The organism is Streptomyces sp. B1I3, from assembly GCF_030816615.1.
In the GTDB taxonomy this organism is placed as follows: domain Bacteria; phylum Actinomycetota; class Actinomycetes; order Streptomycetales; family Streptomycetaceae; genus Streptomyces.
Genome location: NZ_JAUSYD010000001.1, coordinates 5,252,393 through 5,277,413, shown reverse-complemented (window position 1 = coordinate 5,277,413; position 25,021 = coordinate 5,252,393). Strand labels below are relative to the sequence as shown.

At 72.6% G+C, this 25,021-nt stretch carries 17 protein-coding genes and 2 pseudogenes; 10 read left to right on the top strand and 9 right to left on the bottom strand.

Features of this window, described 5'->3' with window-relative positions; all coding sequences use genetic code 11:
- Positions 1-20: 20 nt before the first annotated feature.
- Together QFZ58_RS24080 and iolC are read right to left on the bottom strand one after the other, a co-directional pair.
- On the bottom strand, positions 21-911 hold the full coding sequence (locus tag QFZ58_RS24080) for a deoxyribose-phosphate aldolase (protein WP_307126980.1): 891 nt from the start codon (positions 909-911) through the stop codon (positions 21-23).
- The gene (gene iolC, locus QFZ58_RS24075) at positions 908-1,927 is read right to left on the bottom strand and encodes a 5-dehydro-2-deoxygluconokinase (protein WP_307126979.1); all 1,020 of its coding nucleotides are present in this window, start codon (positions 1,925-1,927) and stop codon (positions 908-910) included. The genes QFZ58_RS24080 and iolC overlap by 4 nt, the downstream gene beginning before the upstream one ends.
- A gap of 142 nt (positions 1,928-2,069) precedes the next feature.
- Here iolC and QFZ58_RS24070 point away from each other — a divergent pair, with 142 nt between their 5' ends.
- Together QFZ58_RS24070 and QFZ58_RS24065 are read left to right on the top strand one after the other, a co-directional pair.
- Positions 2,070-2,996: a sugar phosphate isomerase/epimerase gene (locus tag QFZ58_RS24070; protein WP_307126978.1), complete on the top strand. Its 927-nt coding sequence runs from the start codon at positions 2,070-2,072 to the stop codon at positions 2,994-2,996.
- A gap of 254 nt (positions 2,997-3,250) precedes the next feature.
- Positions 3,251-3,451: an AlpA family transcriptional regulator gene (locus QFZ58_RS24065; RefSeq protein WP_307126977.1), complete on the top strand. Its 201-nt coding sequence runs from the start codon at positions 3,251-3,253 to the stop codon at positions 3,449-3,451.
- Here QFZ58_RS24065 and QFZ58_RS24060 read toward each other — a convergent pair.
- The gene (locus QFZ58_RS24060) at positions 3,448-4,500 is read right to left on the bottom strand and encodes a zinc-dependent alcohol dehydrogenase family protein (RefSeq protein WP_307126976.1); all 1,053 of its coding nucleotides are present in this window, start codon (positions 4,498-4,500) and stop codon (positions 3,448-3,450) included. The two genes, QFZ58_RS24065 and QFZ58_RS24060, sit on opposite strands and share 4 nt — an antisense overlap.
- Positions 4,501-4,784: 284 nt before the next feature.
- Here QFZ58_RS24060 and QFZ58_RS24055 point away from each other — a divergent pair, with 284 nt between their 5' ends.
- The gene (locus tag QFZ58_RS24055) at positions 4,785-5,096 is read left to right on the top strand and encodes a heavy-metal-associated domain-containing protein (protein ID WP_307126975.1); all 312 of its coding nucleotides are present in this window, start codon (positions 4,785-4,787) and stop codon (positions 5,094-5,096) included.
- Between the two features lie 128 nt (positions 5,097-5,224).
- A complete protein-coding gene (locus QFZ58_RS24050) occupies positions 5,225-7,645 on the top strand; it encodes a cation-translocating P-type ATPase (protein WP_307126974.1) in 2,421 nt (806 codons plus the stop codon).
- A gap of 546 nt (positions 7,646-8,191) precedes the next feature.
- On the opposite strand, the gene QFZ58_RS24045 is transcribed toward QFZ58_RS24050, so the two are convergent.
- Both QFZ58_RS24045 and QFZ58_RS24040 read right to left on the bottom strand, forming a co-directional pair.
- Positions 8,192-9,487 carry a citrate synthase gene (locus tag QFZ58_RS24045; RefSeq protein ID WP_307126973.1) on the bottom strand — a complete coding sequence of 432 codons (1,296 nt, stop codon included), beginning with the start codon at positions 9,485-9,487 and terminating at the stop codon, positions 8,192-8,194.
- Positions 9,488-9,684: 197 nt separating this feature from the next.
- Complete coding sequence (locus QFZ58_RS24040) at positions 9,685-11,916, bottom strand: ATP-dependent RecD-like DNA helicase (protein ID WP_307126972.1); 2,232 nt, start codon at positions 11,914-11,916, stop codon at positions 9,685-9,687.
- 142 nt (positions 11,917-12,058) lie between these two features.
- Here QFZ58_RS24040 and QFZ58_RS24035 point away from each other — a divergent pair, with 142 nt between their 5' ends.
- Positions 12,059-12,709, top strand: coding sequence for a hypothetical protein (locus tag QFZ58_RS24035; RefSeq protein ID WP_307126971.1), 651 nt, complete (start codon positions 12,059-12,061; stop codon positions 12,707-12,709).
- A gap of 237 nt (positions 12,710-12,946) precedes the next feature.
- Entirely contained in the window at positions 12,947-13,693 is a 747-nt protein-coding gene (locus QFZ58_RS24030; protein WP_307126970.1) for a bifunctional 2-polyprenyl-6-hydroxyphenol methylase/3-demethylubiquinol 3-O-methyltransferase UbiG, read from the top strand.
- Here QFZ58_RS24030 and QFZ58_RS24025 read toward each other — a convergent pair.
- From QFZ58_RS24025 to QFZ58_RS24010, 4 genes and pseudogenes are all read right to left on the bottom strand, one after another.
- A pseudogene (locus tag QFZ58_RS24025) lies at positions 13,683-13,832 on the bottom strand (RidA family protein); the annotation flags it as partial. The gene QFZ58_RS24030 and the pseudogene QFZ58_RS24025 overlap by 11 nt on opposite strands.
- A gap of 347 nt (positions 13,833-14,179) precedes the next feature.
- A complete protein-coding gene (locus QFZ58_RS24020; protein ID WP_307126969.1) occupies positions 14,180-15,013 on the bottom strand; it encodes a sugar phosphate isomerase/epimerase in 834 nt (277 codons plus the stop codon).
- Entirely contained in the window at positions 15,010-16,152 is a 1,143-nt protein-coding gene (locus tag QFZ58_RS24015; protein ID WP_307126968.1) for a dihydrodipicolinate synthase family protein, read from the bottom strand. The genes QFZ58_RS24020 and QFZ58_RS24015 overlap by 4 nt, the downstream gene beginning before the upstream one ends.
- Entirely contained in the window at positions 16,149-17,300 is a 1,152-nt protein-coding gene (locus tag QFZ58_RS24010) for a Gfo/Idh/MocA family protein (protein WP_307126967.1), read from the bottom strand. The genes QFZ58_RS24015 and QFZ58_RS24010 overlap by 4 nt, the downstream gene beginning before the upstream one ends.
- Positions 17,301-17,408: 108 nt before the next feature.
- Here QFZ58_RS24010 and QFZ58_RS24005 point away from each other — a divergent pair, with 108 nt between their 5' ends.
- From QFZ58_RS24005 to QFZ58_RS23990, 4 genes and pseudogenes are all read left to right on the top strand, one after another.
- On the top strand, positions 17,409-18,473 hold the full coding sequence (locus QFZ58_RS24005) for a LacI family DNA-binding transcriptional regulator (protein WP_307126966.1): 1,065 nt from the start codon (positions 17,409-17,411) through the stop codon (positions 18,471-18,473).
- Positions 18,474-18,557: 84 nt separating this feature from the next.
- Positions 18,558-21,672 (top strand): annotated as a pseudogene (locus tag QFZ58_RS24000) (type 2 lanthipeptide synthetase LanM family protein).
- 11 nt (positions 21,673-21,683) lie between these two features.
- Positions 21,684-21,878 (top strand): hypothetical protein, encoded by a 195-nt coding sequence (locus tag QFZ58_RS23995; RefSeq protein WP_307126965.1) that lies wholly within the window; start codon positions 21,684-21,686, stop codon positions 21,876-21,878.
- Positions 21,879-21,958: 80 nt separating this feature from the next.
- The gene (locus QFZ58_RS23990) at positions 21,959-24,874 is read left to right on the top strand and encodes a LuxR family transcriptional regulator (RefSeq protein WP_307126964.1); all 2,916 of its coding nucleotides are present in this window, start codon (positions 21,959-21,961) and stop codon (positions 24,872-24,874) included.
- Positions 24,875-25,021 lie beyond the last annotated feature (147 nt).

Below are 25,021 nucleotides of genomic sequence, written 5' to 3'. Positions count from 1 at the left end.
CTCGCCCCGCAGGTGCTCACTCACAGAAGCCCCACCGCCGTGTCCACCGCCCCCGCCACGTCCCCGTCGGCCGGGTAGAGCAGCGAGCGGCCGACGACCAGGCCCTGGACGGTCGGCAGTCGCAGCGCCCCGCGCCACTTCTCGTACGCCCCGTCCAGATCGCCCTTGACCTCGCCGCCCAGCAGGACGGCGGGCAGGGTCGAGGCCCGCAGCACCCGTTCCATGTCGTCGGGGTCCTCCGTGACCGGGACCTTCAGCCAGGTGTACGCGGATGTGCCGCCCAGCCCCGAGGCGATGGCGATGGACGTCGTGACGGCGGCGGCTCCCAGGTCGGTGCCGAGGCCGTCGCCCGTGCGGTGGCAGAGGAACGGCTCGATGAAGACGGGCAGCCGGTGGGCGGCCATCGCGTTCACGGTGCGGGCGGCGGTGTGCAGGGTGTCCAGGGAGGCGGGATCACCGTGGTCGATCCTCAGCAGCAGCTTGCCCGCGTCGAAGTTCTGCCGGGCCAGGTCCTCTGGGCGGTGGCCGGTGAAGCGGTCGTCGAGCTCGAAGGCGGCTCCGGCGAGTCCGCCGCGGTTCATCGAGCCGATGACGACCTTGTCCTCCAGGGCGCCGAGGAGCAGCAGGTCCTCCAGGACGTCGGCGGCCGCCAGCACTCCGTCGACACCGGGGCGGGACAGGGCGAGACAGAGGCGTTCCAGCAGCTCGAAGCGGTCCGCCATGGCCATCTCGTCGTCGCCGACGGCGAGGGCGCCACGGGCCGGGTGGTCCGCGGCGATGATCATCAGGCGTCCGGTGGGGCCGAGGAGGGGGCGCCTGCGCCGGGAGGCGGCGGCCTCGGCCACCGCCTCGGGGCGGTGCGCCCGGAGGCGGACGAGATCGGCGACGCCGGCCGCGGCGGGCGGGGTCACGGGGCGGCTCCGGTGGCCTCCGGTGCCGGGGCCGCCGTGACGGCACCGGCGTGCAGGGCCTGTTCGACCTCGTGCGGGAACGGCATGGCGGACGAGCAGGCGAGGCGGGACGCGACGATGGCGCCCGCGGCGTTGGCGTACCGCATGATGCGTGCGGTGTCCCAGCCGGCGAGCAGCCCGTGGCAGAGGGCGCCGCCGAACGCGTCCCCGGCCCCCAGCCCGTTGACGACGTCCACGGGGAGGGGCGGGACGTCGGAGCTCGTGCCGTCGCGGTGGACGGCGAGCACGCCCGCCGGACCCCGTTTGACGACGGCGAGCTCGACCCCGGCGGCCAGCAGGGCGCGGGCGGCGGCGTGCGGGTCGCGTTCCCCGGTGGCGATCTCGCACTCGTCGACGTTCCCCACGGCGACCGTGGCGTGGGCGAGCGCTTCGCGGTACCGAGCGGGGGCGACGGAGCCGTGGTCCCCCTCGTCCCAGAACATGGGGCGCCAGTCGAGGTCGAAGACCGTGGCGCGCCCGGGCTCCGCCGTCCGCGCCGCGTCGCGTGCGCGGAGCGCGGCGAGGGTCGCGGAGCGGCTGGGTTCCGCACACAGTCCGGTGCCGGTCATCCAGAAGACCCGGGCGGCCCGCACCGCGTCCAGGTCCAGCTCCCCGGCATGGATCTCCAGGTCGGGCGCCTTGGGCTGCCGGTAGAAGTAGAGCGGGAAGTCGTCCGGGGGGAAGATCTCGCAGAAGGTGACGGGTGTGGGGGACCGCTCCACGGCGCTCACCCAGCGGGCGTCCACACCGAAGGCGCCCAGCTCCTGGCGGAGGTAGTCGCCGAAGGGGTCCCGGCCCGTCCGGGTGATCACGGCCGAGCGCCGCCCCAGCCGTGCGGCGGCCACCGCCACGTTGGACGGCGAGCCGCCGAGGAACTTGCCGAAGGTCTCGACCCGGGCCAGCGGTACGCCGGTCTGCAGCGGGTAGATGTCGACCCCGATCCGCCCCATGGTGATCACGTCGTACGGCTCAGGCATGCGCATCCCTTCGGTCCGCGTTTCGGCCGCGGCCGGACGGCTGGTCCCAGGTCTAGCCCTCGCCCCGCACCGTGTCAACACTTTGTCCGGACATTCGGACGAACTCTTGACACTCCATTTCCGGCCCTGAAAGGTGGGCGATATGACCTCCTCCGTACCCTCTCCGGCCCGCATCCGCATCGGCTCGGCACCCGATTCCTGGGGGGTGTGGTTCCCCGACGACCCGCAGCAGGTGCCCTGGGAGCGCTTCCTCGACGAGGTCTCCGAGGCGGGCTACCGGTGGATCGAGCTCGGCCCGTACGGCTACCTGCCGACCGACCCCGTCCGGCTCGCGGACGAGACCGCCCGCCGTGGCCTCACCGTCTCCGCGGGCACCGTCTTCACCGGATTGCACCACGGCCCGGACGTCTGGGACCGCACCTGGGAGCATGTCGCCGGTATCGCCGCGCTCACCCGCGCGATGGGTGCCGAACACCTGGTGGTCATCCCGTCGTTCTGGCGGGACGACAGGACGGGCGCGGTCCTGGAGGACCGCACGCTCACGCCGGCGCAATGGCGCGACCTGACCGCGCAGACGGAGCGGCTGGGACATGAGGTGCGGGAGAGGTACGGGCTGCGGATCGTCGTGCACCCGCACGCCGACACGCACATCGACGGCGAGGAGAACGTCAGCCGCTTCCTCGACGCGACCGACCCCGATCTGGTCTCCCTCTGCCTCGACACCGGCCACTACGCGTACTGCGGCGGGGACAGCGTGAAGCTCATCGAGACGTACGGCGAACGCATCGGCTATCTGCACCTCAAGCAGGTCGATCCGGTGATCCTGGCCGATGTCGTCGCGAACGAGGTGCCGTTCGGCCAGGCGGTCGCCCGTGGCGTGATGTGCGAGCCGCCGGGCGGCGTGCCCGCGCTGGAGCCGGTGCTGGCCGCCGCGCGCGCTCTGGGCACCGATCTGTTCGCCGTCGTCGAGCAGGACATGTACCCGTGCCCACCGGACAAGCCGCTGCCCATCGCCCGGCGCACCCGCGAGTTCCTCCGCATCTGCGGTCCCGCGCGGCCCGCCGCCTGACCACGCCCGGTCCCGCGCGGCCCGCCGCCTGACCACGCCCGGTCCCGCGCGGCCAGCAGCCTGACCACGCCCGCCTCTTCCGTCCCACCCGGCCGGTCCGTGTCGGCGGTCACCTCCGCGTCACGTATGTACGTGTTCCACCGGGTTCGTGTCACAGCCTCGCGACACCCCCTGCCCCGCCCGCGATCCCGTCGTTCACGTCAACGGAGAAGCGCGGCACACGCGGCTCACGGAGGTACGGAGAGGTGTCACCCATGACGGACAGAAGGCTCTGGTCGTACCAGGACATTGCCGCACACCTGCAGGTCCGGCCCGACACCGTCCGCTCGTACCGCAAGCACGGGCTGCTCCCCCCGCCGGACGACGTCCGGCACGGGAAGCCGTACTGGTACGTGGCCACCGTGCTCGCCTGGATCGCGTCCCGGCCCAGCAACCGGGGCCGTCGAGGGACCTAGGTCACCTGCGCGGGTTCGATGATCGTCACTCCCGCCGCCGGAGCCGCACCCATCGCGGCGAGCGCGGCCGGGGCGGCGTCCAGGGTGATGGTGGAGGTGACCAGGAGATCGGGGCGCAGGGTGCCGGCCCGCACCATGTCCATCATCGGCGGGTAGTCGTGCGCGGCCATGCCGTGGCTGCCGAGGATCTCCAGCTCCAGGCCGATCACCCGCCCCATGGGCACCAGGGGGTCACCGGCCGCCGGCGGGAGCAGCCCGACCTGCACATGGCGGCCCTGCCTGCGCAGGCTCCGCACCGATGCGGCACAGGTGACGGGAGAGCCCAGCGCGTCGAGCGACAGATGCGCACCGCCACCGGTCAGTTCCCGCACCGCCTCGTCCGCGCCGCCCGGGTACGCCGAGGCGTCCACGCAGGCGGCGGCGCCGAACGCCCGGGCCAGTTCGAGGGCGTGCGGCGAGACGTCGACGGCCACGACCCGGGCCCCGCAGGCCACCGCGATCATCACGGCCGACAGTCCGGCCCCGCCGCAGCCGTGCACGGCGACCCACTCCCCAGGCGCGACCCGCCCCTGGCCGGTGACGGCCCGGAAAGCGGTGGCGAAGCGGCATCCGAGTCCGGCCGCCGTGGCGAACGACAGTTCCTCGGGGACCGCCACCAGATTGACGTCGGCCTGTTCCAGGGCCACGAACTCGGCGAAGGATCCCCAGTGCGTGAAGCCGGGCTGGGTCTGCCGTTCACAGACCTGCTGGGCACCCGCCGCACAGGCGGCGCACCGGCCGCAGGCGCAGACGAACGGCACGGTGACCCGGTCTCCCGGGCGCCAGTTGTGCACGCCGGGCCCCACCTCCTCGATCACGCCCGCCAGTTCGTGGCCGGGCACGTGCGGAAGGACGATGTCCGGGTCGTGGCCCATCCAGCCGTGCCAGTCGCTGCGGCACAGCCCGGTGGCCCCGACCCGGACCACTGCGCCTGCGGTGGGCGGCTCGGGATCGGGCAGGTCCCGCACCCGTGGCTCCTGCCCGAACTCCTCGAACACGACTGCCCGCATCTGCCCGCCTCCCGTGGACCCGTTCTCCGGTCCGGCGAATCTACGCCCGCGGCCGCGGTGTCCGGCGCCACCACCGCACACCGCGGCCGGGCCCTGCGGCGGCCGGGCCCGGCACTGCGGAGGGCCCGCGCGAGGGTGGCCGGTCCGCACACCGGTGGGGACTCGCCGCGCCCCACTCCCGCCAGGTACCCCCTAGGGGTATAGTATGAAGGGTGAGTGGCGCACCGGGCTTCCCCGTGCCCCCTCGTGTCACGTCCATGTGTGCCTGCGAAGAGGAGAACGTCATGACCGCCGAGACCCAGACCCAGACCCCCCAGACCGCCGGCTCCTGCTGCTCGTCCACCGGCTCCTGCCACGACGGGGCGGCCGACGTCCAGGCCGTCGGGGTGTCGACGGTGTACGAGGTGAAGGGCATGACCTGCGGCCACTGCGAAGGGGCCGTCTCCGAGGAGATCTCCGGCCTCGAAGGAGTCACTTCGGTGAAGGCCGAGGCCTCGACCGGACGGGTGACCGTGACCTCCACCGCGCCGCTGGCCGAGGACGCCGTACGCGCCGCCGTCGACGAGGCCGGTTACGAGCTCGTCGGCCTGGCCTGAGAGGACACCCGGCGCAACGGCCCGGCACCCGGGGGCCGCGCCACCCGCACATGTCCGCCGGGCCGCCCCCTCAGCGGGTACACGCGAGGGAACGACGGCCCGACCCGCGTCACCCAGGAGTGAGCACCATGCCCGGCACCACGGCGGCCGAGGTCCCGGCGGCGGAGACCTCCGAGACCGAGCTCACCATCGGCGGGATGACCTGCGCCTCGTGCGCGGCCCGCGTCGAGAAGAAGCTCAACCGGATGGACGGCGTCACCGCCACCGTCAACTACGCGACCGAGAGGGCCCGCGTCTCGTTCGGCGCGGGCACCGCGCTCGACGACCTGGTCGCCACGGTCGAGAAGACGGGCTACACCGCGCGCCCGGTCCGCCGGACGACCCCTCGGCCGCTCCGGCCGGACGGGGCGAGCGGGCTGCCGGGCCGTGCCGGCGGCGCCCCGGACCACGCGGAGACGGCCACGGACCGTGTCCCGGCGCGGGTGGACGCGGAGACGGCCACGGACCCCGTCCCGGAGCGGGCGGACGCGGGGACGGACGCCCCGGAGCGGGCGGACGCGGACGGCGCCCTGTCCGCGCTGCGCCGGCGCCTGCTGGTCTCGGTGACGCTCGCCGTGCCCGTCGTGCTCATGGCCATGGTTCCGGCCCTGCAGTTCGACAACTGGCAGTGGCTCTCCCTCACCCTCGCCGCCCCCGTCGTCGTCTGGGGTGGGCTGCCCTTCCACAGGGCCACCTGGACCAACCTGCGCCACGGTGCCGCGACGATGGACACCCTGGTGTCCGTAGGCACCCTCGCCGCCTTCGGCTGGTCGCTGTGGGCGCTGTTCCTGGGCAGCGCGGGCATGCCGGGCATGCGGCACGGGTTCGCGTTCACCGGGGCCCGCTCCGACCCCTCCTCCACCATCTATCTGGAAGTGGCGGCCGGAGTCGTCACCTTCATCCTCCTGGGCCGCTACCTGGAGGCGCGGGCGAAGCGGACGGCGGGGTCGGCCCTGCGCGCCCTGCTGCACCTGGGCGCGAAGGACGTCGCGGTCCTGCGCCCCGGCCCGGACGGCAGGGAGACCGAGGTGCGGATTCCGGTCGGCGACCTCGTCGTCGGTGACCGCTTCGTCGTGCGGCCGGGCGAGAAGATCGCCACGGACGGCACGGTCCTGGAGGGGTCCTCCGCCGTCGACGCCTCCATGCTCACCGGTGAGTCCGTACCCGTGGACACCACCACCGGAGACCCGGTCACCGGGGCCACCCTCAACACGTCGGGCCGTCTGGTCGTCGAGGCCACCCGCGTCGGCGGCGACACGCAGCTGGCCCGGATGGCGGAGCTCGTCGAGAACGCGCAGAACGGGAAGGCCGCGGCCCAGCGCCTCGCGGACCGGATCTCCGCGGTCTTCGTGCCCGTCGTCCTGCTCATCGCCCTGGCCACCCTGGTCGTGTGGCTGCTCGTCACCGACGACGTCACGGCCTCGTTCACCGCCGCGGTGGCCGTCCTGATCATCGCCTGCCCCTGCGCCCTGGGACTCGCCACCCCCACCGCGCTCATGGTGGGCACCGGACGCGGCGCCCAGCTCGGCATCCTCATCAAGGGGCCCGAGGTGCTGGAGACGACCCGCGCGGCCGACACGATCCTCCTCGACAAGACCGGCACCGTCACCACCGGCCGCATGACCCTGGGACGCGTCCGCACCGTGTCCGGTACGACCGAGGCCGACGTCCTCCGCCTCGCGGGCGCACTCGAACACGCATCCGAGCACCCCGTCGCCCGGGCCGTGGCCACCGGGGCCGCCGCCCGCACGCCGGCGGGCCTCCCCTCCCCCACGGCCTTCACCAACGTCCCCGGACTGGGCGTCCGGGGCACCGTGGAGGGGCACGAGGTCCTGGCCGGCCGTCCGAAGCTGCTCGCGGACGCGGGGATCGCACTCCCGCCCGCCCTGGCCGGCGCCATGACGGACGCGGCGCGCCAGGGCCGGACAGCACTCGTCGTCGCCTGGGACGGCGAGGCACGTGGAGTGCTGGAGGTCGCCGACGCGGTGAAGGAGACCAGCGCCGCCGCCGTCGCGGAGCTGCGGGCGCTGGGCCTGAGGCCCATCCTGCTGACCGGCGACAACCGAGCGGTGGCCGACGCGGTGGCCGAGGCCGTGGGGATCGACGAGGTCTACGCGGAGGTCATGCCCGAGGACAAGGTGGACGTCGTCCGCCGCCTCCAGGCCGAGGGGCGTTCCGTGGCCATGGTCGGCGACGGCGTCAACGACGCGGCGGCCCTTGCGGCCGCCGACCTGGGCCTTTCCATGGGCACCGGCACGGATGCGGCGATCGAGGCGGGCGACCTCACGCTGGTTCGTGGAGATCTCAAGGTGGCGGCTGACGCCATCCGGCTGTCGAGGCGTACTCTGTCGACCATCAGAAGCAACCTCTTCTGGGCCTTCGGCTACAACGTGGCCGCACTGCCTCTTGCTGCGTTCGGGCTGCTCAGTCCCATGATCGCGGGTGCGGCCATGGCGTTTTCGTCGGTGTTCGTCGTGACGAACAGTCTGCGGTTGCGCTCCTTCACATGATGTACACAAAGAGACTTAGATCACACCGATTCGAGGGTAACCATCTGATGGGTTGGTGAGTCTAAGAGTGCGATGCCAAGGATGTCTTGGGGGACGTCCGACGGAGTGTCTTGGGGGACGCTTCGGGCAAGTGTTGGCCGGGGCACGTGCACCGGGGAGCTTTGAGCGGCCCTCCCGTGCGTACGTACCCCGGCAAGCCCGCACAGCAGGACCGAACTGAACAGGCACCACCGCAAGGACAACGGGAGCCACGGCTCCCGGCAGACGCCCGGCCGGATCCCGTGGGGGGAATCCGCTCCGGGATATGGGAAACGCCCTGTCCGTCGACCCGTGGGGGGATCGGCGGCGGGGCGTTTCTCGCGTTCCGGACACACACGGCCGGGACCATCACGCCTCCGGCCGGACCATCACGCCTCCGCCGGGACCGTCACGCCTCCGGAACGCCGAATCGCCCCGGACACCGCACCCTGGGACACAGGGGCGGCACGCGGGGCGAAGGCAGCCGGCCGGGAAGGCCGGGGAACCACGGTTCTACGCGACCGGGCTTCAGCGGCTCTCGGCCGGGACGAAGTCGCGCAGGACCTCGCCGGTGTAGATCTGGCGCGGGCGGCCGATGCGGGATCCCGGCTCCTTGATCATCTCGTGCCACTGGGCGATCCAGCCGGGGAGCCGGCCGAGCGCGAACAGCACGGTGAACATCTCGGTCGGGAAGCCCATGGCGCGGTAGATCAGGCCCGTGTAGAAGTCCACGTTGGGGTAGAGGTTGCGCGAGACGAAGTACTCGTCCGAAAGCGCGTGCTCCTCGAGCTTGAGCGCGATGTCGAGCAGCTCGTCGGACTTGCCCAGCGAGGACAGCACGTCGTGGGCGGCAGCCTTGATGATCTTGGCGCGCGGGTCGAAGGACTTGTACACCCGGTGGCCGAAGCCCATCAGGCGGACGCCGTCCTCCTTGTTCTTCACCTTCTGGATGAAGGAGTCCACGTCGCCGCCGTTGGCCTGGATGCCCTCGAGCATCTCCAGCACCGACTGGTTGGCGCCGCCGTGCAGCGGGCCCCACAGCGCCGAGATGCCGGCGGAGATCGAGGCGAACATGTTGGCCTGCGAGGAGCCGACCAGACGCACGGTGGAGGTGGAGCAGTTCTGCTCGTGGTCCGCGTGCAGGATGAGCAGCTTCTCGAGCGCCGCGACGACGACCGGGTCCGGCACGTACTCCTGGGCGGGGACCGAGAAGGTCATGCGCAGGAAGTTCTCGACGTAGCCGAGGTCGTTGCGCGGGTAGACGAACGGGTGACCGATCGACTTCTTGTACGCGTACGCGGCGATCGTCGGGAGCTTGGCCAGCAGACGGATCGTCGAGAGGTGGCGCTGCTCCTCGTCGAACGGGTTGTGGCTGTCCTGGTAGAAGGTGGACAGCGCGCTGACGACCGAGGAGAGCATGGCCATCGGGTGGGCGTCGCGCGGGAAGCCGTCGAAGAAACGCTTGACGTCCTCGTGCAGCAGCGTGTGCTGGGTGATCTCGTTCTTGAAGGCCGACAGCTCGTCGACCTTGGGAAGGTCACCGTTGATCAGCGTGTAGGCGACCTCGAGGAACGTCGAGCTCTCGGCGAGCTGCTCGATCGGGTAGCCGCGGTACCGCAGGATGCCCTGCTCGCCGTCGAGGTAGGTGATGGCGGATTTATACGCGGCTGTGTTGCCGTATCCGCTGTCCAGCGTGACCAGGCCCGTATTGGCCCGGAGCTTCCCGATGTCGAAGCCCTTGTCGCCGACGGTGCTGTCGATCACCGGGTAGGTGTACTCGTCATCGCCGTACCGCAGTACTACAGAGTTGTCGCTCTCGCTCACGTCATCCCTCACCGACGTAGTGCCTCTTCTTCGAGGTGCCCTGACTGTCTCCACCCTCCCCCATTTGGCTCAGGAGAGTGCACTCGGGGTCGTCCATTGGACCTACTGGCGGCACTGAGTGCCGTCAACTTACTCATCCTGCCCCCTGCTTTCCGGTTCCGGAAGGGCTCAGTGATGTTTCCCACCGTTTTGATCGATCATTTTTCGGCAGAGTCTTCCACCGGCCCTCCGCGCAGCCGGAAATCCAGCGCCGTACAGCGTCTGCCTGCGGAAACCGTGCGGACCGCCTGGCCGATGGCCTTGCGTGAGCCGACGAGCACGACGAGTTTCTTCGCCCTGGTCACGGCCGTGTAGAGCAGGTTCCGCTGGAGCATCATCCAGGCGCTGGTGGTGACGGGGATGACGACGGCCGGGTACTCGCTGCCCTGGGAGCGGTGGATCGTCATCGCGTACGCGTGGGCCAGCTCGTCCAGCTCGTCGAAGTCGTAGCCGATCTCCTCGTCCTCGTCCGTGCGGACCGTCAGTGTCTGCTCGTCCGCGTCGAGGGCGGTGACGACGCCGACCGTGCCGTTGAAGACGCCGTTCTCCCCCTTCTCGTAGTTGTTGCGGATCTGGGTGACCTTGTCGCCGACACGGAAGACCCGGCCGCCGAACCGCTTCTCCGGCACCTCGGGACGCCCGGGGGTGATGGCCTGCTGGAGCAGGCCGTTGAGGTGACCCGCGCCTGCCGGGCCCCGGTGCATCGGTGCGAGGACCTGCACGTCACGGCGTGCGTCCAGTCCGAACTTCGCGGGGATGCGGCGGGCGGCGACGTCCACGGCGAGCACCCCGGCGTCCTCGGTCTCGTCCTCCACGAAGAGGAAGAAGTCGCTCAGCCCCTGGGTCAGCGGCGGCAACCCGGAGTTGATGCGGTGGGCGTTGGTGACGACGCCGGACTGCTGGGCCTGCCGGAAGATCGTCGTCAGCCGGACCGCCGGAACGGGGCCGCCGTCGGCGAGCAGGTCCCTCAGCACCTCCCCGGCACCGACCGAGGGGAGCTGGTCCACATCGCCGACCAGCAGGAGGTGGGCACCGGGTGCCACCGCCTTGACGAGCTTGTTGGCGAGCAGCAGGTCGAGCATCGACGCCTCGTCCACGACGACGAGGTCGGCGTCCAGCGGCCGGTCCCGGTCGTACGCCGCGTCCCCGCCCGGTTTCAGCTCCAGCAGCCGGTGCACGGTGGTCGCCTCGGCGCCGGTCAGCTCCGAGAGCCGCTTCGCGGCCCGGCCGGTGGGCGCCGCCAGCACCACCTTCGCGTTCTTGGCGCGGGCCAGCTCGACGACGGACCGCACGGTGAACGACTTGCCGCAGCCGGGGCCGCCGGTCAGGACGGCGACCTTCCGGCTGAGCGCGAGCCGGACGGCGGCCTCCTGCTCGGGCGCCAGCTTCGCCCCCGTGCGCCGCGCGAGCCAGCCCAGCGCCTTGTCCCAGTCGACGTCCTGGAAGGCGGGCATCCGGTCCTCCGGCGTCCGCAGGAGGCGCTGTACCTGGGCGGCCAGGGAGATCTCGGCCCGGTGGAAGGGCACCAGGTACACGGCGGTGACGGGCTGCCCGTCCTCCGGGCCCGGCACCTTCTCCCGTACGACGCCCTCGGGGTCCTCGGCGAGCTCGGCCAGGCACTCGATGACGAGCCCCGTGTCCACCTGGAGCAGCTTCACCCCGTCCGCGATCAGCCGTTCCTCGGGCAGGAAGCAGTGCCCCTGGTCGGTGGACTGCGAAAGGGCGTACTGCAGCCCGGCCTTGACCCGTTCGGGGCTGTCGTGCGGGATGCCGACGGCTTGGGCGATGCGGTCGGCGGTGAGGAAACCGATGCCCCAGACGTCGGCGGCCAGCCGGTAGGGCTGGTTCTTCACGACGGAGATCGAGGCGTCGCCGTACTTCTTGTAGATACGGACGGCGATGGAGGTCGAGACACCGACGCTCTGCAGGAAGACCATCACCTCCTTGATCGCCTTCTGCTCCTCCCAGGCCGCGGCGATCATCTTCGTCCGCTTCGGCCCGAGGCCGGGCACCTCGACCAGCCGCTCGGGCTGCTGTTCGATGATGTCCAGGGTGTCGACGCCGAAGTGCGTGGTGATGCGGTCGGCCATGACCGGTCCGATGCCCTTGATCAGGCCGGAGCCGAGGTAGCGGCGGATGCCCTGGATGGTGGCGGGGAGGATCGTCGTGTAGTTCTCGACGGTGAACTGTTTGCCGAACTGTGGATGGGAGCCCCAACGGCCCTCCATCCGCAGCGACTCGCCCGGCTGCGCACCGAGCAGTGAGCCGACGACGGTGAGCAGATCGCCCGCCCCGCGCCCGGTGTCGACGCGGGCTACGGTGTACCCGTTCTCCTCGTTGGCGTAGGTGATGCGCTCCAGGACGCCCTCGAGCACGGCCATGTTGGACATGGGGTCGACGGTATCGGGCGGGTACGACAGCGCGGAGCCGCACCCGCGTGCTCACCGGCACCACGGCTGCGGAGGCGGGACGGGCCACGGTGTCCGCCGAAGCCGGTGACACCCCGTCAGTGGCGGTTGGCATCATGATTTCATGAGCCACACCATCGAATACTCGACGGCCGACAAGGCCGATGTACTGGCCTACCTGGGCAGCAACGGCGACCTCACTCCCGATCAGCAGCGACGGCTCGGGAACATGCGCGAGGCCGCCACGGCGCACCAGGACGACCTGGACCGTCAAGGCGTCGACTGGGGCCTGTCCGTCCCCGACGCACTTGATCACCTCATAGCCGGGCGTACCGACTCGGACGCGGAGTGCGCGGGCAACGCCTACCACGCCGCTCTGCAGCACATCATCGACCGCAACGCCTCCGATCCTTACCACCTGGGCACCTATTCCAGGCCCTCGACGTTCTTCGGCCTGGTGGACGAGGAGATGCGCCGTCTGGGGGTGCCGGCCGACCTGCTGCCCCACGGCTACCTCTACGGTGGGCCGCCCGCCGGGTTCCCCGGCCTCCCTGGCCCGGTGGACGGCTATCCGGCCATCGGCCACCTGCCGCTCGCGAAGGCCAAGCCGGCCGCCGACGCCTACCGTGCCGTCCTGGACCGGATGGGCCCCGACTTCCGCCACGACGTCCAGCAGCTCATCGACAAGCTCGACTTCGAGCACGACGAGTGGGTGTCCGCCACGGAGGCTGTCTCCTGGTACACCCAGGACACCCTGTTCTTCAAGCTCACCTGAGCAGTCGGGGGCGGGGCCCGAAGTTCCGCAGAAAGGTGTCCGGGCCTGTCTCGGAACGGCCCCGTAAGGACCCTGCGAGGATGCGTGGAAGGTCGTGCGCCCTGTCCCGCCGCCCAGGGTGCCGACGCCTCGCGAAGTCGCGTTCAGGCGCCCCTCCAGCCCGCCGAGTGCTGGCACTGACCTGGGCTTCCTCCGTGTTCGAGCCTACCCTTCAGCTATCTCTGAAGGGGGTTACGGATGGACCGGAACGTACGCTCGGTGGACGACGTCATGAAGCTCATGGACCGCCTGTTCGCGCCGGAGGCCGACCGGTGGACCAGCCGGGCGGGCGCCTGGTGGGACGGGTTCTACGAGGACCGGTCGAAGCCTGTGCCGTTCTTCGTGGCCAAACCCGACGAGAGCCTCGCCTCCTGCCTCGACCGGGGCGCCGTCACGCCCGGCCGGGCCCTCGATCTCGGCTGCGGCCCGGGACGCAACGCGCTGTACCTCGCCTCGCGGGGCTTCGAGGTGGATGCCGTGGACCTGTCGCCCGGGGCCGTCGCCTGGGCCGAGGAGCGGGCAGCCGAGGCCGGGGCGGACATCCGCTTCCACTGCGGTGACGCCTTCGCCGAGGACGCACCTGCCGGGCCGTACGACCTGATCCACGACTCGGGCTGCTTCCACCACCTGCCGCCCCACCGTCGCGTCAGCTACCTCGAGTTGGTGGACCGCGCCCTCGTCCCGGGTGGACACCTCACGCTCACCTGCTTCGCCGCCGGGGCGATGGGATCGGAACTGCCCGACGCCGACCTCTACGGTGGTGCGGGGCTCCAGGGCGGCCTCGCCTACACGCCCGAGTCGTTGCGCTGGATCTTCTCCGGGATGGAGGTGGTCGAACTGCGGAGGATGCGGAAAGAGCCGGCGGACTCCCTCCGCTTCGGTGAGGACTTCCTGTGGACCGCGCTGTTCAGGAAGCCGGAAGGGTCCGGCCCCCTCAGTCGATGACGGCCGTGGCCTCGACCTCGGCCAGGTGCTCGGGGACGTCCGGTGCGGCGACGCCCAGCAGCGTGGCCGGCGATGCCGGGGTGGTCCCCAGCCGGGCGGAGGCCCGGGAGAGCCCCTCCAGGAGCAGGAGCATCTTGTCCGCCGCGGCTTCGGCGCCTGACGGACGGCGGCCCCGGGCAGGAAACGGCGGGAAGCGGCGGGGAGCGGGGAACCCGGCCCGGGAACCACGAAGTCCCGTAGGTGACGGACCCAGCCCCGGGAACCGCGATGCCCCATGGGTGGCGCCCCATGGGTGGCGGACCCCGCCCCAGGACGCGGAATGGGGCCCGGCCCACAGGCCGGACCCCCCTCGCTGTCCCCCTCCGTCGGGCTTCCCGATCCCCCCGGACCCCTCCCCGGAAGTCCCGACGCGAAGTACGACCGGGGAGGGTGCGGAAAGGTTGCACGCCTTGACCGTCTCTTTGCCCAAGTCGTCGGAAGGGGCTCTCAGCAGGCGTGTTCGAGGTACCGGGCGGCGACCTCGGCGACCACTTCGGCCCCGTCGCGGGCCCAGAGGCCCTCGTTGAAGATCTCGACCTCGATCGGCCCGTCGAAGCCGGTCGCCTCGACCTGCCGGCGCATGGCGCGGAAGTCCACGCACCCGTCACCGAGTTGGCCGCGGCCCACGAGGACGCCCGCCGGGAGCGGAGTGATCCAGTCGGCGAGCTGGAAGGAGTGGATCCTCCCGCCCGCGCCCGCCCGGGCGATCTGCGCGGGCACCTGGTCGTCCCACCAGATGTGGTAGGCGTCCACGACCACGCCGACCTGTTCGGCGGGGAAGCGTTCCGCGAGGTCCAGCGCCTGGGACAGGGTGGAGACGACGCACCGGTCCGAGGCGAACATCGGGTGCAGCGGCTCGATCGCGAGGCGGATGCCCCGCTCCCGCGCGTACGGCGCCAGGTCGGCCAGGGCGTCCGCGATCCGCTCCCGGGCGCCGTACAAGTCCTTGTCGCCTGGCGGGAGTCCGCCGGAGACCAGGACCAGGGTGTCGGTGGACAGGCCCGCCGCCTCGTCGACGGCCGCCCGGTTGTCGTCCAGGGCGCGGGCGCGTTCGGCCGGGTCGGTCGCGGTGAGGAAGCCGCCCCGGCAGAGGCTGGTGACGGTGAGGCCCGCGTCCTTCATCAGCCGTCCGGCGCGTTCGATCCCGTACTCCTGCACGGGGGCGCGCCACAGGCCGACCTGTCCGATACCCGCCTTGGCGCAGGCCTCGGCGAGTTGGGGCAGGGAGAGCTGCCGGACGGTCTCCTGGTTGACGGAGAGGCGGGAGAGGTCGGTACTCATCGGGCGCCTCCGTTGACGGCCAGCAGGGAACGCATCCGGGACTCGGCCAGCGCGGGATCGGGGAACAGACCGAGCCGGTCGGCCAGTTCGTACGCCTTCGCCAGGTGCGGCAGCGAGCGCGCGGACTGCAGGCCGCCGACCATCGTGAAGTGGTCCTGATGGCCCGCCAGCCAGGCGAGGAACACCACGCCCGTCTTGTAGAAGCGGGTCGGTGCCTGGAACAGATGGCGCGACAGCTCGACCGTGGGGTCCAGGAGGGTGCGGAAGCCCTCGACGTCCCCGGTGTCCAGGACCCGTACCGCGTGGGCGGCCAGCGGGCCCAGCGGGTCGAAGATGCCCAGCAGGGCGTGGCTGAAGCCCCGGTCGTCGCCCGCGATCAGTTCGGGGTAGTTGAAGTCGTCGCCGGTGTAGCAGCGCACCCCACTGGGCAGCCGGCGTCGCACGTCGATCTCCCGCTCGGCGTCCAGCAGCGAGATCTTGATGCCGTCGACCTTGTCCGGGTGTTCCGCGATGACCTTCAGGAAGGTGTCCGTGGCGGCGTCGAGGTCCGCGCTGCCCCAGTAGCCCTCCAGCGCGGGGTCGAACATCGGGCCGAGCCAGTGCAGGACGACCGGTTCCGTTGCCTGGCGCAGTAGGTGGGCGTACGTCTCCAGGTAGTCCTCGGGGCCGCGGGCCGCTGCGGCGAGGGCGCGGGAGGCCATCAGGATGGCCTGGGCACCGCTCTCCTCCACCAGGGCGAGCTGCTCCTCGTACGCGGCGCGCACCTCGGCGAGGGTCGCGGGGCCGGTGAGCTGGTCGGTGCCCACACCGCAGGCGATCGCACCGCCCACCGACTTCGCCTCGGCGGCCGAGCGCCGGATCAGTTCGGCGGCTCCCGCCCAGTCCAGGCCCATGCCCCGCTGCGCGGTGTCCATCGCCTCGGCGACGCCCAGGCCGTGCGACCAGAGGTGGCGGCGGAAGGCGAGGGTGGCGTCCCAATCGACGGCGGCGGGGTCGTCGGGGCTGGTGTCGGCGTACGGGTCGGCGACGACGTGGGCGGCGGAGAAGACCGTACGGGAGGCGAGCGGCACGCCGCCCGGGCCGAGGTCGAGGGGCGTGGTGCGGGGTTCGTAGGGGCCCTGCGGAAGGTGGACGGTCACAGGGTCAGCTCCGGTACGTCGAAGCGGCGGCCCTCGGCGGAGGACCTGAGGCCGAGCTCGGCGAGCTGGACACCGCGGGCGCCGGCCATCAGGTCCCAGGTGTAGGGCTCGTCGAGGACGATGTGGCGGAGGAACAGCTCCCACTGGGCCTTGAAGCCGTTGTCGAAGACGGCGTTGTCGGGGACGTCCTGCCACTGGTCGCGGAAGGGCTCGGTGACCGGCAGGTCGGGGTTCCAGACCGGCTTGGGGGTGGCCGAGCGGTGCTGGACACGGCAGTTGCGCAGCCCCGCGACGGCGGAACCGTGGGTGCCGTCGACCTGGAACTCGACGAGTTCGTCGCGGTTGACGCGGACCGCCCAGGAGGAGTTGATCTGGGCGACGGCGCCGCCGGCCAGCTGGAAGGTGCCGTACGCGGCGTCGTCGGCGGTGGCGGCGTAGGGCTTGCCGTGCTCGTCCCAGCGCTGCGGGATGTGCGTCTGTACGTGCGCGGAGACGCTGGTGACCTGGCCGAACAGCTCGTGCAGGACGTACTCCCAGTGCGGGAACATGTCGACGACGATGCCGCCGCCGTCCTCCGCGCGGTAGTTCCAGGAGGGGCGCTGGGCTTCCTGCCAGTCGCCCTCGAAGACCCAGTAGCCGAACTCGCCGCGCACGGAGAGGATCTCGCCGAAGAAGCCGCCGTCGATGAGGCGCTTCAGCTTCAGCAGGCCCGGCAGGAAGATCTTGTCCTGGACGACGCCGTGCTTGATTCCGGCGTCGCGGGCGAGGCGGGCCAGTTCGAGGGCGCCCTCGACGTCGGTGGCGGTGGGCTTCTCGGTGTAGACGTGCTTGCCGGCCGCGATCGCCTTCTTGATCGCCTCGACACGGGCCGAGGTGACCTGGGCGTCGAAGTAGATGTCGATCGACTCGTCGGCGAGCACCGCGTCCAGGTCGGTCGACCACTCGGTGAGGCCGTGCTGAGCGGCCAGGGCCTCCAGGGCGTGGGCGCGGCGGCCGACGAGGACGGGCTCGGGCCACAGCACATCGCCGTCACCGAGGTCGAGGCCGCCCTGCTCGCGGATCGCGAGGATCGAGCGCACCAGGTGCTGCCGGTATCCCATGCGTCCCGTGACGCCGTTCATGGCGATGCGCACTGTCCTGCGTGTCACGAAGTTCCTCCATACAGCCGTAGCAAGCGCTTTCTATGCGGTATGACGCTAGCCTGCCGACTGCGGCCCGGACAAGAGGGGCGCCCCACAACTCCTCGGAGGAGAGCGATGACAGTCACCCTGGCGGACGTGGCGGCTCGCGCCCGGGTGTCCCCGGCCACCGTGTCCCGTGTGCTGAACGGCAACTACCCGGTGGCCACGTCCACCAGGGAACGGGTCCTGCGCGCGGTGGACGAACTCGACTACGTGCTGAACGGCCCGGCCAGCTCGCTCGCCGCCGCCACGTCCGACCTCGTCGGGATCCTCGTCAACGACATCGCCGACCCGTTCTTCGGGATCATGGCGGGAGCCGCGCAGAGCGAGATCGGCGGGCCCGGCGACGGCTCCGGCCGCGCGGGCGGCGAGAAACTCGCCGTCGTCTGCAACACAGGCGGCTCCCCCGAGCGTGAACTCACCTACCTCACCCTCCTCCAACGCCAGCGCGCCGCAGCGGTCGTCCTGACCGGTGGCGCCCTGGAGGACGCGTCCCACCAGGCCGCCATCGCCGTGAAACTGGCGAAGCTCGCGGACGCGGGGACCATGATCGTCTTCTGCGGGCGCCCCCCGCTCCCGGACACGGACGCCGTCGTCGCCGCACTGGCCTTCGACAACCGGGGAGGCGCCCGGCGGCTCACGGAACACCTGCTGGAGCTCGGTCACCGGCACATCGGCTACGTCGCCGGCCCCCTGGAGCGCACCACGACCCGCCACCGCCTGGAGGGCCACCGCGAGGCGATGAAGGAGGCGGGGCTGTACGGGGACGAGGAGGGCCTCACCGTGCACGGACCCTACGACCGGCGCTCCGGATACGAGGCCACTCGCGCACTCCTCGCCCGTGGGACGGAGTTGACGGCGGTCGTCGCCGCGAACGACACGGTCGCCCTGGGCGCCTGCGCGGCGGTCCGCGACCACGGGCTCCGCATCCCCGAGGACATCTCGGTGGCGGGCTTCGACGACCTGCCGTTCTCGGTGGACGCGGTACCGGCCCTGACGACCGTACGGCTGCCGCTGGCGGAGGCGGGAGCGCGGGCGGGCCGGCTGGCGATGGGCAAGGAGACGCCCCCGCCGGGAGGGGTCGCGACCATCGACGCGGAGCTCGTGGAACGCGGATCGACGGCGGCGCCGGCCCGCTGAGCAGCGATCCCGTACGGCCGCTGCGTGACGGGCGGAAAGATGGGGGCGACTCCCCCATGTGCGGGACCCCCACCGCCCTCCAGGATGGCCGCGGGGGACCGCTGGGGCCTCCCGCGGCCGGGGGGGGTGAACGCGGTGGTGAAGAGGGAGGCGCTCGGCGGTACGGGCGAGGCCGCCGCACCGCCCGTCGAAGGCCCTGGCGGCACGGGGGTGCCGGAGCCCGCCCGCCTTCTCTCCTCCCGGGAGCACGGCGACCCGTGGTGGGCTCCCGGTACCGTCGGACCGCGACCGGGCACGGAGCCCGGCTGGGCCGGGTTCGTCCGGGAGGCCGTGGCGGACGCGCCCCAAGAGCCACGGGTCGCGGACCGGGCGTACCCGGACCTGACCGGCTTCGAGGTGATCGTCGCGCCGTTCGCGGCCCGGGCCGCCGGCCGGCTGGCGGACGCGGTGCCCGGGGATGCCGCACGGCCGGGGACGCCCGTCTGCCCCGCCACCGTGCTGGACGGCTTCCGGCAGGACGTGGCCCGGCACCTCGCCCTGCTGGCCGCCAGGACCCTCGTCTCGGAACTGCACGGGGCGCGGACCGGCGGCAGGCTGAGCGGGGAGGGGCCGCGTGCGCGCTTCCGGGACTTCCTGCGGCTCACCGCGAGCCGGGCCGGCCTCACCTCCCTGGTCACCGCGTATCCGGTCCTCGCCAGGGTGCTGGCACAGGCGGCCATGAACGCGGCCGACGCCTTCGCCGAGATGCTCGGCAGGCTCGCGGCGGACCAGGAGCTCCTGAGCTCCTCCGCGGTGCTGGGGGGCGGCCGGGGCCCGGGAGGGTCCGCCGGCCCCGGGCCGCACGCCCTGACCGGGGTCACGGCCGGTACCGGCGACAGTCATCGCGGGGGCCGGTCGGTGATGCTGCTGCGCTTCACCGACGGCTCCCGGCTGGTATACAAGCCGCGCCCGCTCGCCGCCCACCGGCACTTCGACACCCTGATCGGGTGGTTCAACTCCCATACCGGGACGCCCGATCTGCGCGCCCCGCAGGTCCTCGACCGGGGGGCGTACGGATGGGCCGAGTTCGTCGAGGACGCTCCCTGCCGCACGACGGCCGAGACCACCCTCTTCTACCGGCGGCTGGGCGCCCTGCTGGCCCTGCTGCACGTCCTGGACGGCACGGACCTGCACCACGAGAACCTCATCGCCTGCGGGCCGCACCCCGTCCTGGTCGACGTGGAGACGCTGTTCCACCCGCCCCTGACACCGGCTCCGCCCGCCGACCCGGCCACCCGCGCCCTGCACGCCTCGGTCCACCGCGTCGGACTGCTGCCGCAGTTGCTGGTCGGCGACACCACCGTGCTCGACATGTCCGCCGTCGGCGGCGGCCGGGCGGCCTCGTCGCCGCTGGAGACAGCCTCCTGGGCGGCGGCGGGCACCGACACCATGCACCTGGTGCGCACCGCGGGGCGGTTCACCGCCTCGGCCAACAGCCCCACGCTCGGCGGGGTACGGGCCGATCCCTTCGGGTTCACCGACGCACTGTGCGACGGCTTCCGCGCCGCGTACACGGCCGTCAGCGGCTCGCGCGACGAACTGCTCGGCCCGAAGGGGCTGTTGCGCCTCTTCGCGGACGACGAGATCCGCTTCGTCCCCAGGCCGACCTGGACGTACGCCACGCTGCTGCACGAATCCACCCACCCCGACCTGATGCGTGACGCCGGCGAACGCCAGCAGGTGTTCGCCTTGCTGCGCACCGACGTCCTCGGCACCCCCGCGCTGGCCGGTCTCGAGGACGAGGAGATCGCGGAGCTGTGGCAGGGCGACGTACCGGTGTTCACCGGCCGCCCGGACGCCACGGACGTGTGGAGCGGCAACGGGCGCAGGATGCCGGGTCCCGCCGGACCCACGGGGCTGGCACGGGCGGAGGCCAAGATCCGCGCCCTGGACACGGTGGACCGGCAGGACCAGGAACGGATCATCCGCACCGCGATGGTGAGCACCTCGACCGAACTCCCGCACCGTCCCGCCGGGTTCGCCAGGCCGCGGACGGAGGCGACCGCACCGGAACCGGAACGCCTGCTCTCCGCCGCGCGCTCGGTGGGCGACCAGCTCGTCTCGCTCGCCTACCACGGCGGGGGCCGCACCAACTGGATCGGCCTGGAGCTGCTCGGTGAGCGCTACTGGCGTCTCACGCCGCTCGCCGCCGATCTCGCGGGCGGTTACACCGGGCCGGCGCTGTTCCTCGCCCAGCTGGCGTCACTGACCGGCGCCGCCCGGTACGCCGACGCGGCCCGTGCCGCGCTGGCACCCGTACCGGGCCTCCTGGACGCCCTGCACCGGCGTGGTGACGACCTCGGCCCGGTCGGTTCCGGCGCCTTCTCGGGCCTCGGCGGCATCGCGTACGCCCTTGCCGAGGTCGGCACGCTCCTGGACGACCGGCGGGTACTCGAGTGGGCCGGCCCCCGCCACCCGGCTGAGCTGCGCCGCGAGTGCGGCCGAGGAGGGCCTCGGGGTACGCGGCGGGACCGCCGGCGGGCTGGTGTCGCTGCTCGCCGTGCACCGGACCACGGGCCGGGCGGAGGCCTGGCGGGGCGCCGAGCGGTGCGCCGAACGGATCGCGGCGGCGCCGCTTCCCGCGCACGCGGGCTTCGCGGAGGGGGCCGCGGGCATCGGCTGGGCACTGCTGCGGTTCGCGGGGACGGGTGGTGGTCCGCGCTACCGGAATGCCGGACTGGATGCCCTGCGCGGTGCCACGCGCGGCACCGGCGGTGGCCGGGCCTGGTGCGCGGGAACGGCGGGCGTGGCGCTCGCGGTCGCGGACAGCCCGGCAGCCCTGGCGGATCCCGAACTCCGCGACTGGCTGGCGGAACGGGCCGGGGACGTGGCGCGGGAGGCGCCACCCGGCGACGACAGCCTCTGCCACGGCGAGCTGGGCGTGCTGGAACTGCTCGGCCACGGCGCCCTGCCCCACCTGCGCCCCCACTGGCTGCGCCGGACCGGCACCCTGCTGGCCGCCGCCGACCGCGCGCAGGCGCACTGCGGGACGCCAGGACACGTACCCCACCCCGGGCTGCTCACCGGCCTGTCGGGCATCGGACACGGGCTGCTGCGAGCCGGGTTCCCCGACCGGATCGGCCCGGCTCTGCTCATGCGCCACTCCGCGGGGGCCGACCGGTCCACCGCACCCATGACGTTGTCGACCAACGACCAGTAGATGAGGCAGAGATGACGCAGATCAGCGATTCGGCCGGGTACACGGACGTCGCCACGGCGCACGAGGGCGCCACCGAGCACCCCGCCGGCCGCATCTCGCTCGGCAACCGCGGCGGGCTGGGCCTGCGCAGCAGGCTTCTCAGTGCCACGGACGGGGACCCGGTCGGCCCCGACCTGCCCTGGACCACCTTCACGGTCCCGATGTGACCCATTCCCACCGGGGCGCACCGTCCTGAGCGGGAATGTGCCTACTGCCGCACTCTGTACGGCTCCAGTAGCCTGCGGCCATGCGTGCGAATTCGCCGGTCACCGTCGGGCGTGACGAGGAGATCGGCCTGCTGAGCAGCGCCCTGGACGCCGCACGCCGGCGTTCGGGGCGCGCGCTGTTCCTCGTCGGTGAAGCGGGGATCGGCAAGTCCCGGCTGGTGGGCGAATGCGCCTACCGGGCCTATGCACTGGGCATGCCGGTGCTGCGTGGACGGGCGGGCTCCACCGGTCTGGTCGTGCCGTTCCGCCCGCTGGTGGAGGCCCTGTCGTCCCACTTCCGGGCCGCGGGCACGCCGACGGACCCGGAACTGGTCCCGTACCACCCGGCGTTGGCCAGGCTGGTGCCGGAGTGGCGGGACGGGGAGTCCGCCGGCTACACGGAGACCGTGGTCGAACTGGCCGAGGCCCTGCTGCGGCTGCTGTCGGTCCTGGGTCGCGACACCGGCTGCGTGGTGCTGCTGGAGGACCTGCACGACTGCGACACGGAGACCGTCGCGGTCGTCGAGTACGTCATCGACAACCTGGCGGACCTGCCCGTCCTGCTGCTGGGCACCCTGCGCCCCCACCCGGGGACGGCGCTGGACCTCGTGCGCTCCGCCGAGCAGCGTCACACCGCGACGGTGATGGAGTTGGAGGGCCTCGGTGACGCGCAGGTGCGGACCCTGACCGGCGCCTGCCTGGAGACGCCGCCCGAGGACATACCCGCGGCGGTCCAGCAGCGTCTGGTCGAACGCGCGGCGGGCAACCCCTACCTGGTCGAGGTGCTGCTCGACGACCTGCTCGACACGGGCAGGCTGCGGCGTACCGAAGGCGGCTGGGAGGCGGCGGAACAGCCGGACGGGTCCTTGCCGTCACGCATCCTGCGGAGCTGGTCCCATCGGCTCGACCGGATGGACGAGCCGGTGCGGGACCTCCTGCTGACGGCCGCCACCCTCGGCAGCCAGTTCTCCGTGGCGGTCCTGCAGACCGTCACCGGGCTGGAGGACCGGGCCCTGTTCACCCACCTGAGGTCCGCCGTCGAGACGGGGGTGATCGCCCCCGACGGAGCGGCCCCCGACCGCTACACCTTCCGGCACACCCTGACCGCGGAGGCGCTGGTCTCCTCCCTCGCACCGGCCGAGCGCGCCGCACTCGCCCGGCGTGCCGCCGCGGCCGTGGAGCACTCCGGGGAGCCGCTCGACGAGGACCGGCGCCAGCTGGTGGCGTCACTGGAGCTCGCTGCGGGCAACCGTGCGGGCGCCGCCCGCCAGTTCGCCGAGGCGGGACGGCGGATGCTCGCCGCGGGTTCGCACGGCTCGGCCGTGGTGCTGCTGGAACGTGCCCGCTCCCTGGCGGCGGAGAGTGATCTGGCCGCCGTCACCGAGTCCCTGGCGGTGGCCCTGGCCGAAGGCGGTGACCTGGACGGCGCGCTGGCCCTGGCCGACGCCCTGCCCCCGGTACCCGCGCGTTCCGAGGCGGCCGCCCGGCGGGGGGATGCCCACATCAAGATCGCCTGGGTGGCCGTCATGGCGGAGAGGGCCGCCGACACGGCCCGGCAGATAGGCGCGGCACAGGACCTGTTCGGGCCGTCACCGTCCCCGGCGCGCCGTGCGTCGCTCGCGGTCGTCGACGGACACCTCTCGCTGCTCCCCGGCGAGGACCGGCGGGAGCCGGAAGCGGTGGAACAGGCCGCCCGCGAGGCCGCGGAGACCGCGGAGGCGGAGGGACTGCCGGTCGTGGCCTGCCAGGCCTGGCAGTTGCTGGCGCTGCTCTCCCGGGAGAGGGGTTTCGACGCGGCCGACGCCTGTCTGGAGCGGATGCTCGCCCTGTCCACCGAGCACTCCCTGCCGCTGTGGCGGGTCGAGGCCCTGGTGCGGCTGGGGGTGAACGGTTTCATGCGGACCGGCGACGCGAGCCGTCTGCACTCGGCGCGGGCGGCGGCCGCGGAGCTGGGTTCGCTGCTGCTGGCGCAGACGGTCGACGGACTGCTCGCGATGAACGCGGTGATGTGCGCCCGGTGGGACGAGGCGGAGGAGATCACCGGACGGTCGGTGGAGGCCAGCGCCAGGATCGGCAACCACGGCGCCCACCGGTACCTGCTGCTGGCCGGGGCGGCGGCGGCGGCGCACCGCGGCCGGCGGCGGGAGACGGACCGTGCGCTTGCCGCCTTCCGCAGGGCGGGAGGGGAACAGTCCGCCCTGGTGCCCCTGCGGCTGGGTTTCTGCGGGGCCATCGGCGCGCTCCTGGAGGAGGACCGCCCCCGGGCGCTCGCCGACCTCGACGCCGTGCTGGCCTGGGAGCGCGACCACCCGAGCTACTACTACCTGAGCGGCCGCTACGGGCTGCGGCCGCTGCTGCGGGTGCTGGCGGGTGAGGGGGCGCGCGGCGAGTACGAGGAAGTGGCCGGCGCGCCCGGTGCCGCCCTGGCATGGAACCGCCAGTTCCTCGAACTGGCCGAGGCGGTGCTGCTCGGCCGGGAGGGCGACCGGGCAGGCGCCGCACGGCGGATGGCCGCCTTCCACGCCCGGTCCGCGGCCTTTCCGGTGGCCCGCCACCTCGGTCTGCGCCTGGTCGCGGACGCGGCGCTCGCCGACGGGTGGGGCGAGCCGGTCCTCTGGCTGCGCACCGCGGAGGAGTACTTCTACGAGGCCGGGGTGCAGCCGCCGGCGGCTGCGTGCCGGGCGGCCCTGCGGCAGGCCGGGGTGAGCGTGACCCAGCACCGCGGCGGCCGGGACCGGATCCCGCCGCCGCTGCGGACCAACGGGGTGACTCCGCGCGAGTACGAGGTGTTCGTGCTGCTGGCGGACCGGCCGGGAAACCAGCAGATAGCCCAGCGGCTGTCCATCTCACCCCGCACGGTGGAGAAGCACCTGGCCAGTCTGCTCAGCAAGACGGGCCGGGCCAACCGTACGGCCCTGTGCGAGTTCGCCGCGGAGTGCGTCGTCGACCGGCCCTGAGGCCAGGCCCCTGCCGGTGCGGGCCGTGCCCGCACGGTCGCCCTGGGGGAGCGGACCGCCGGGATGGGGGGAACCCCGCGCAATATGGGGGCCGGGGGCGGCAGGGGGCCGGGGCGCGCCCCGGAAGATGCGGGACGGGTACCGATG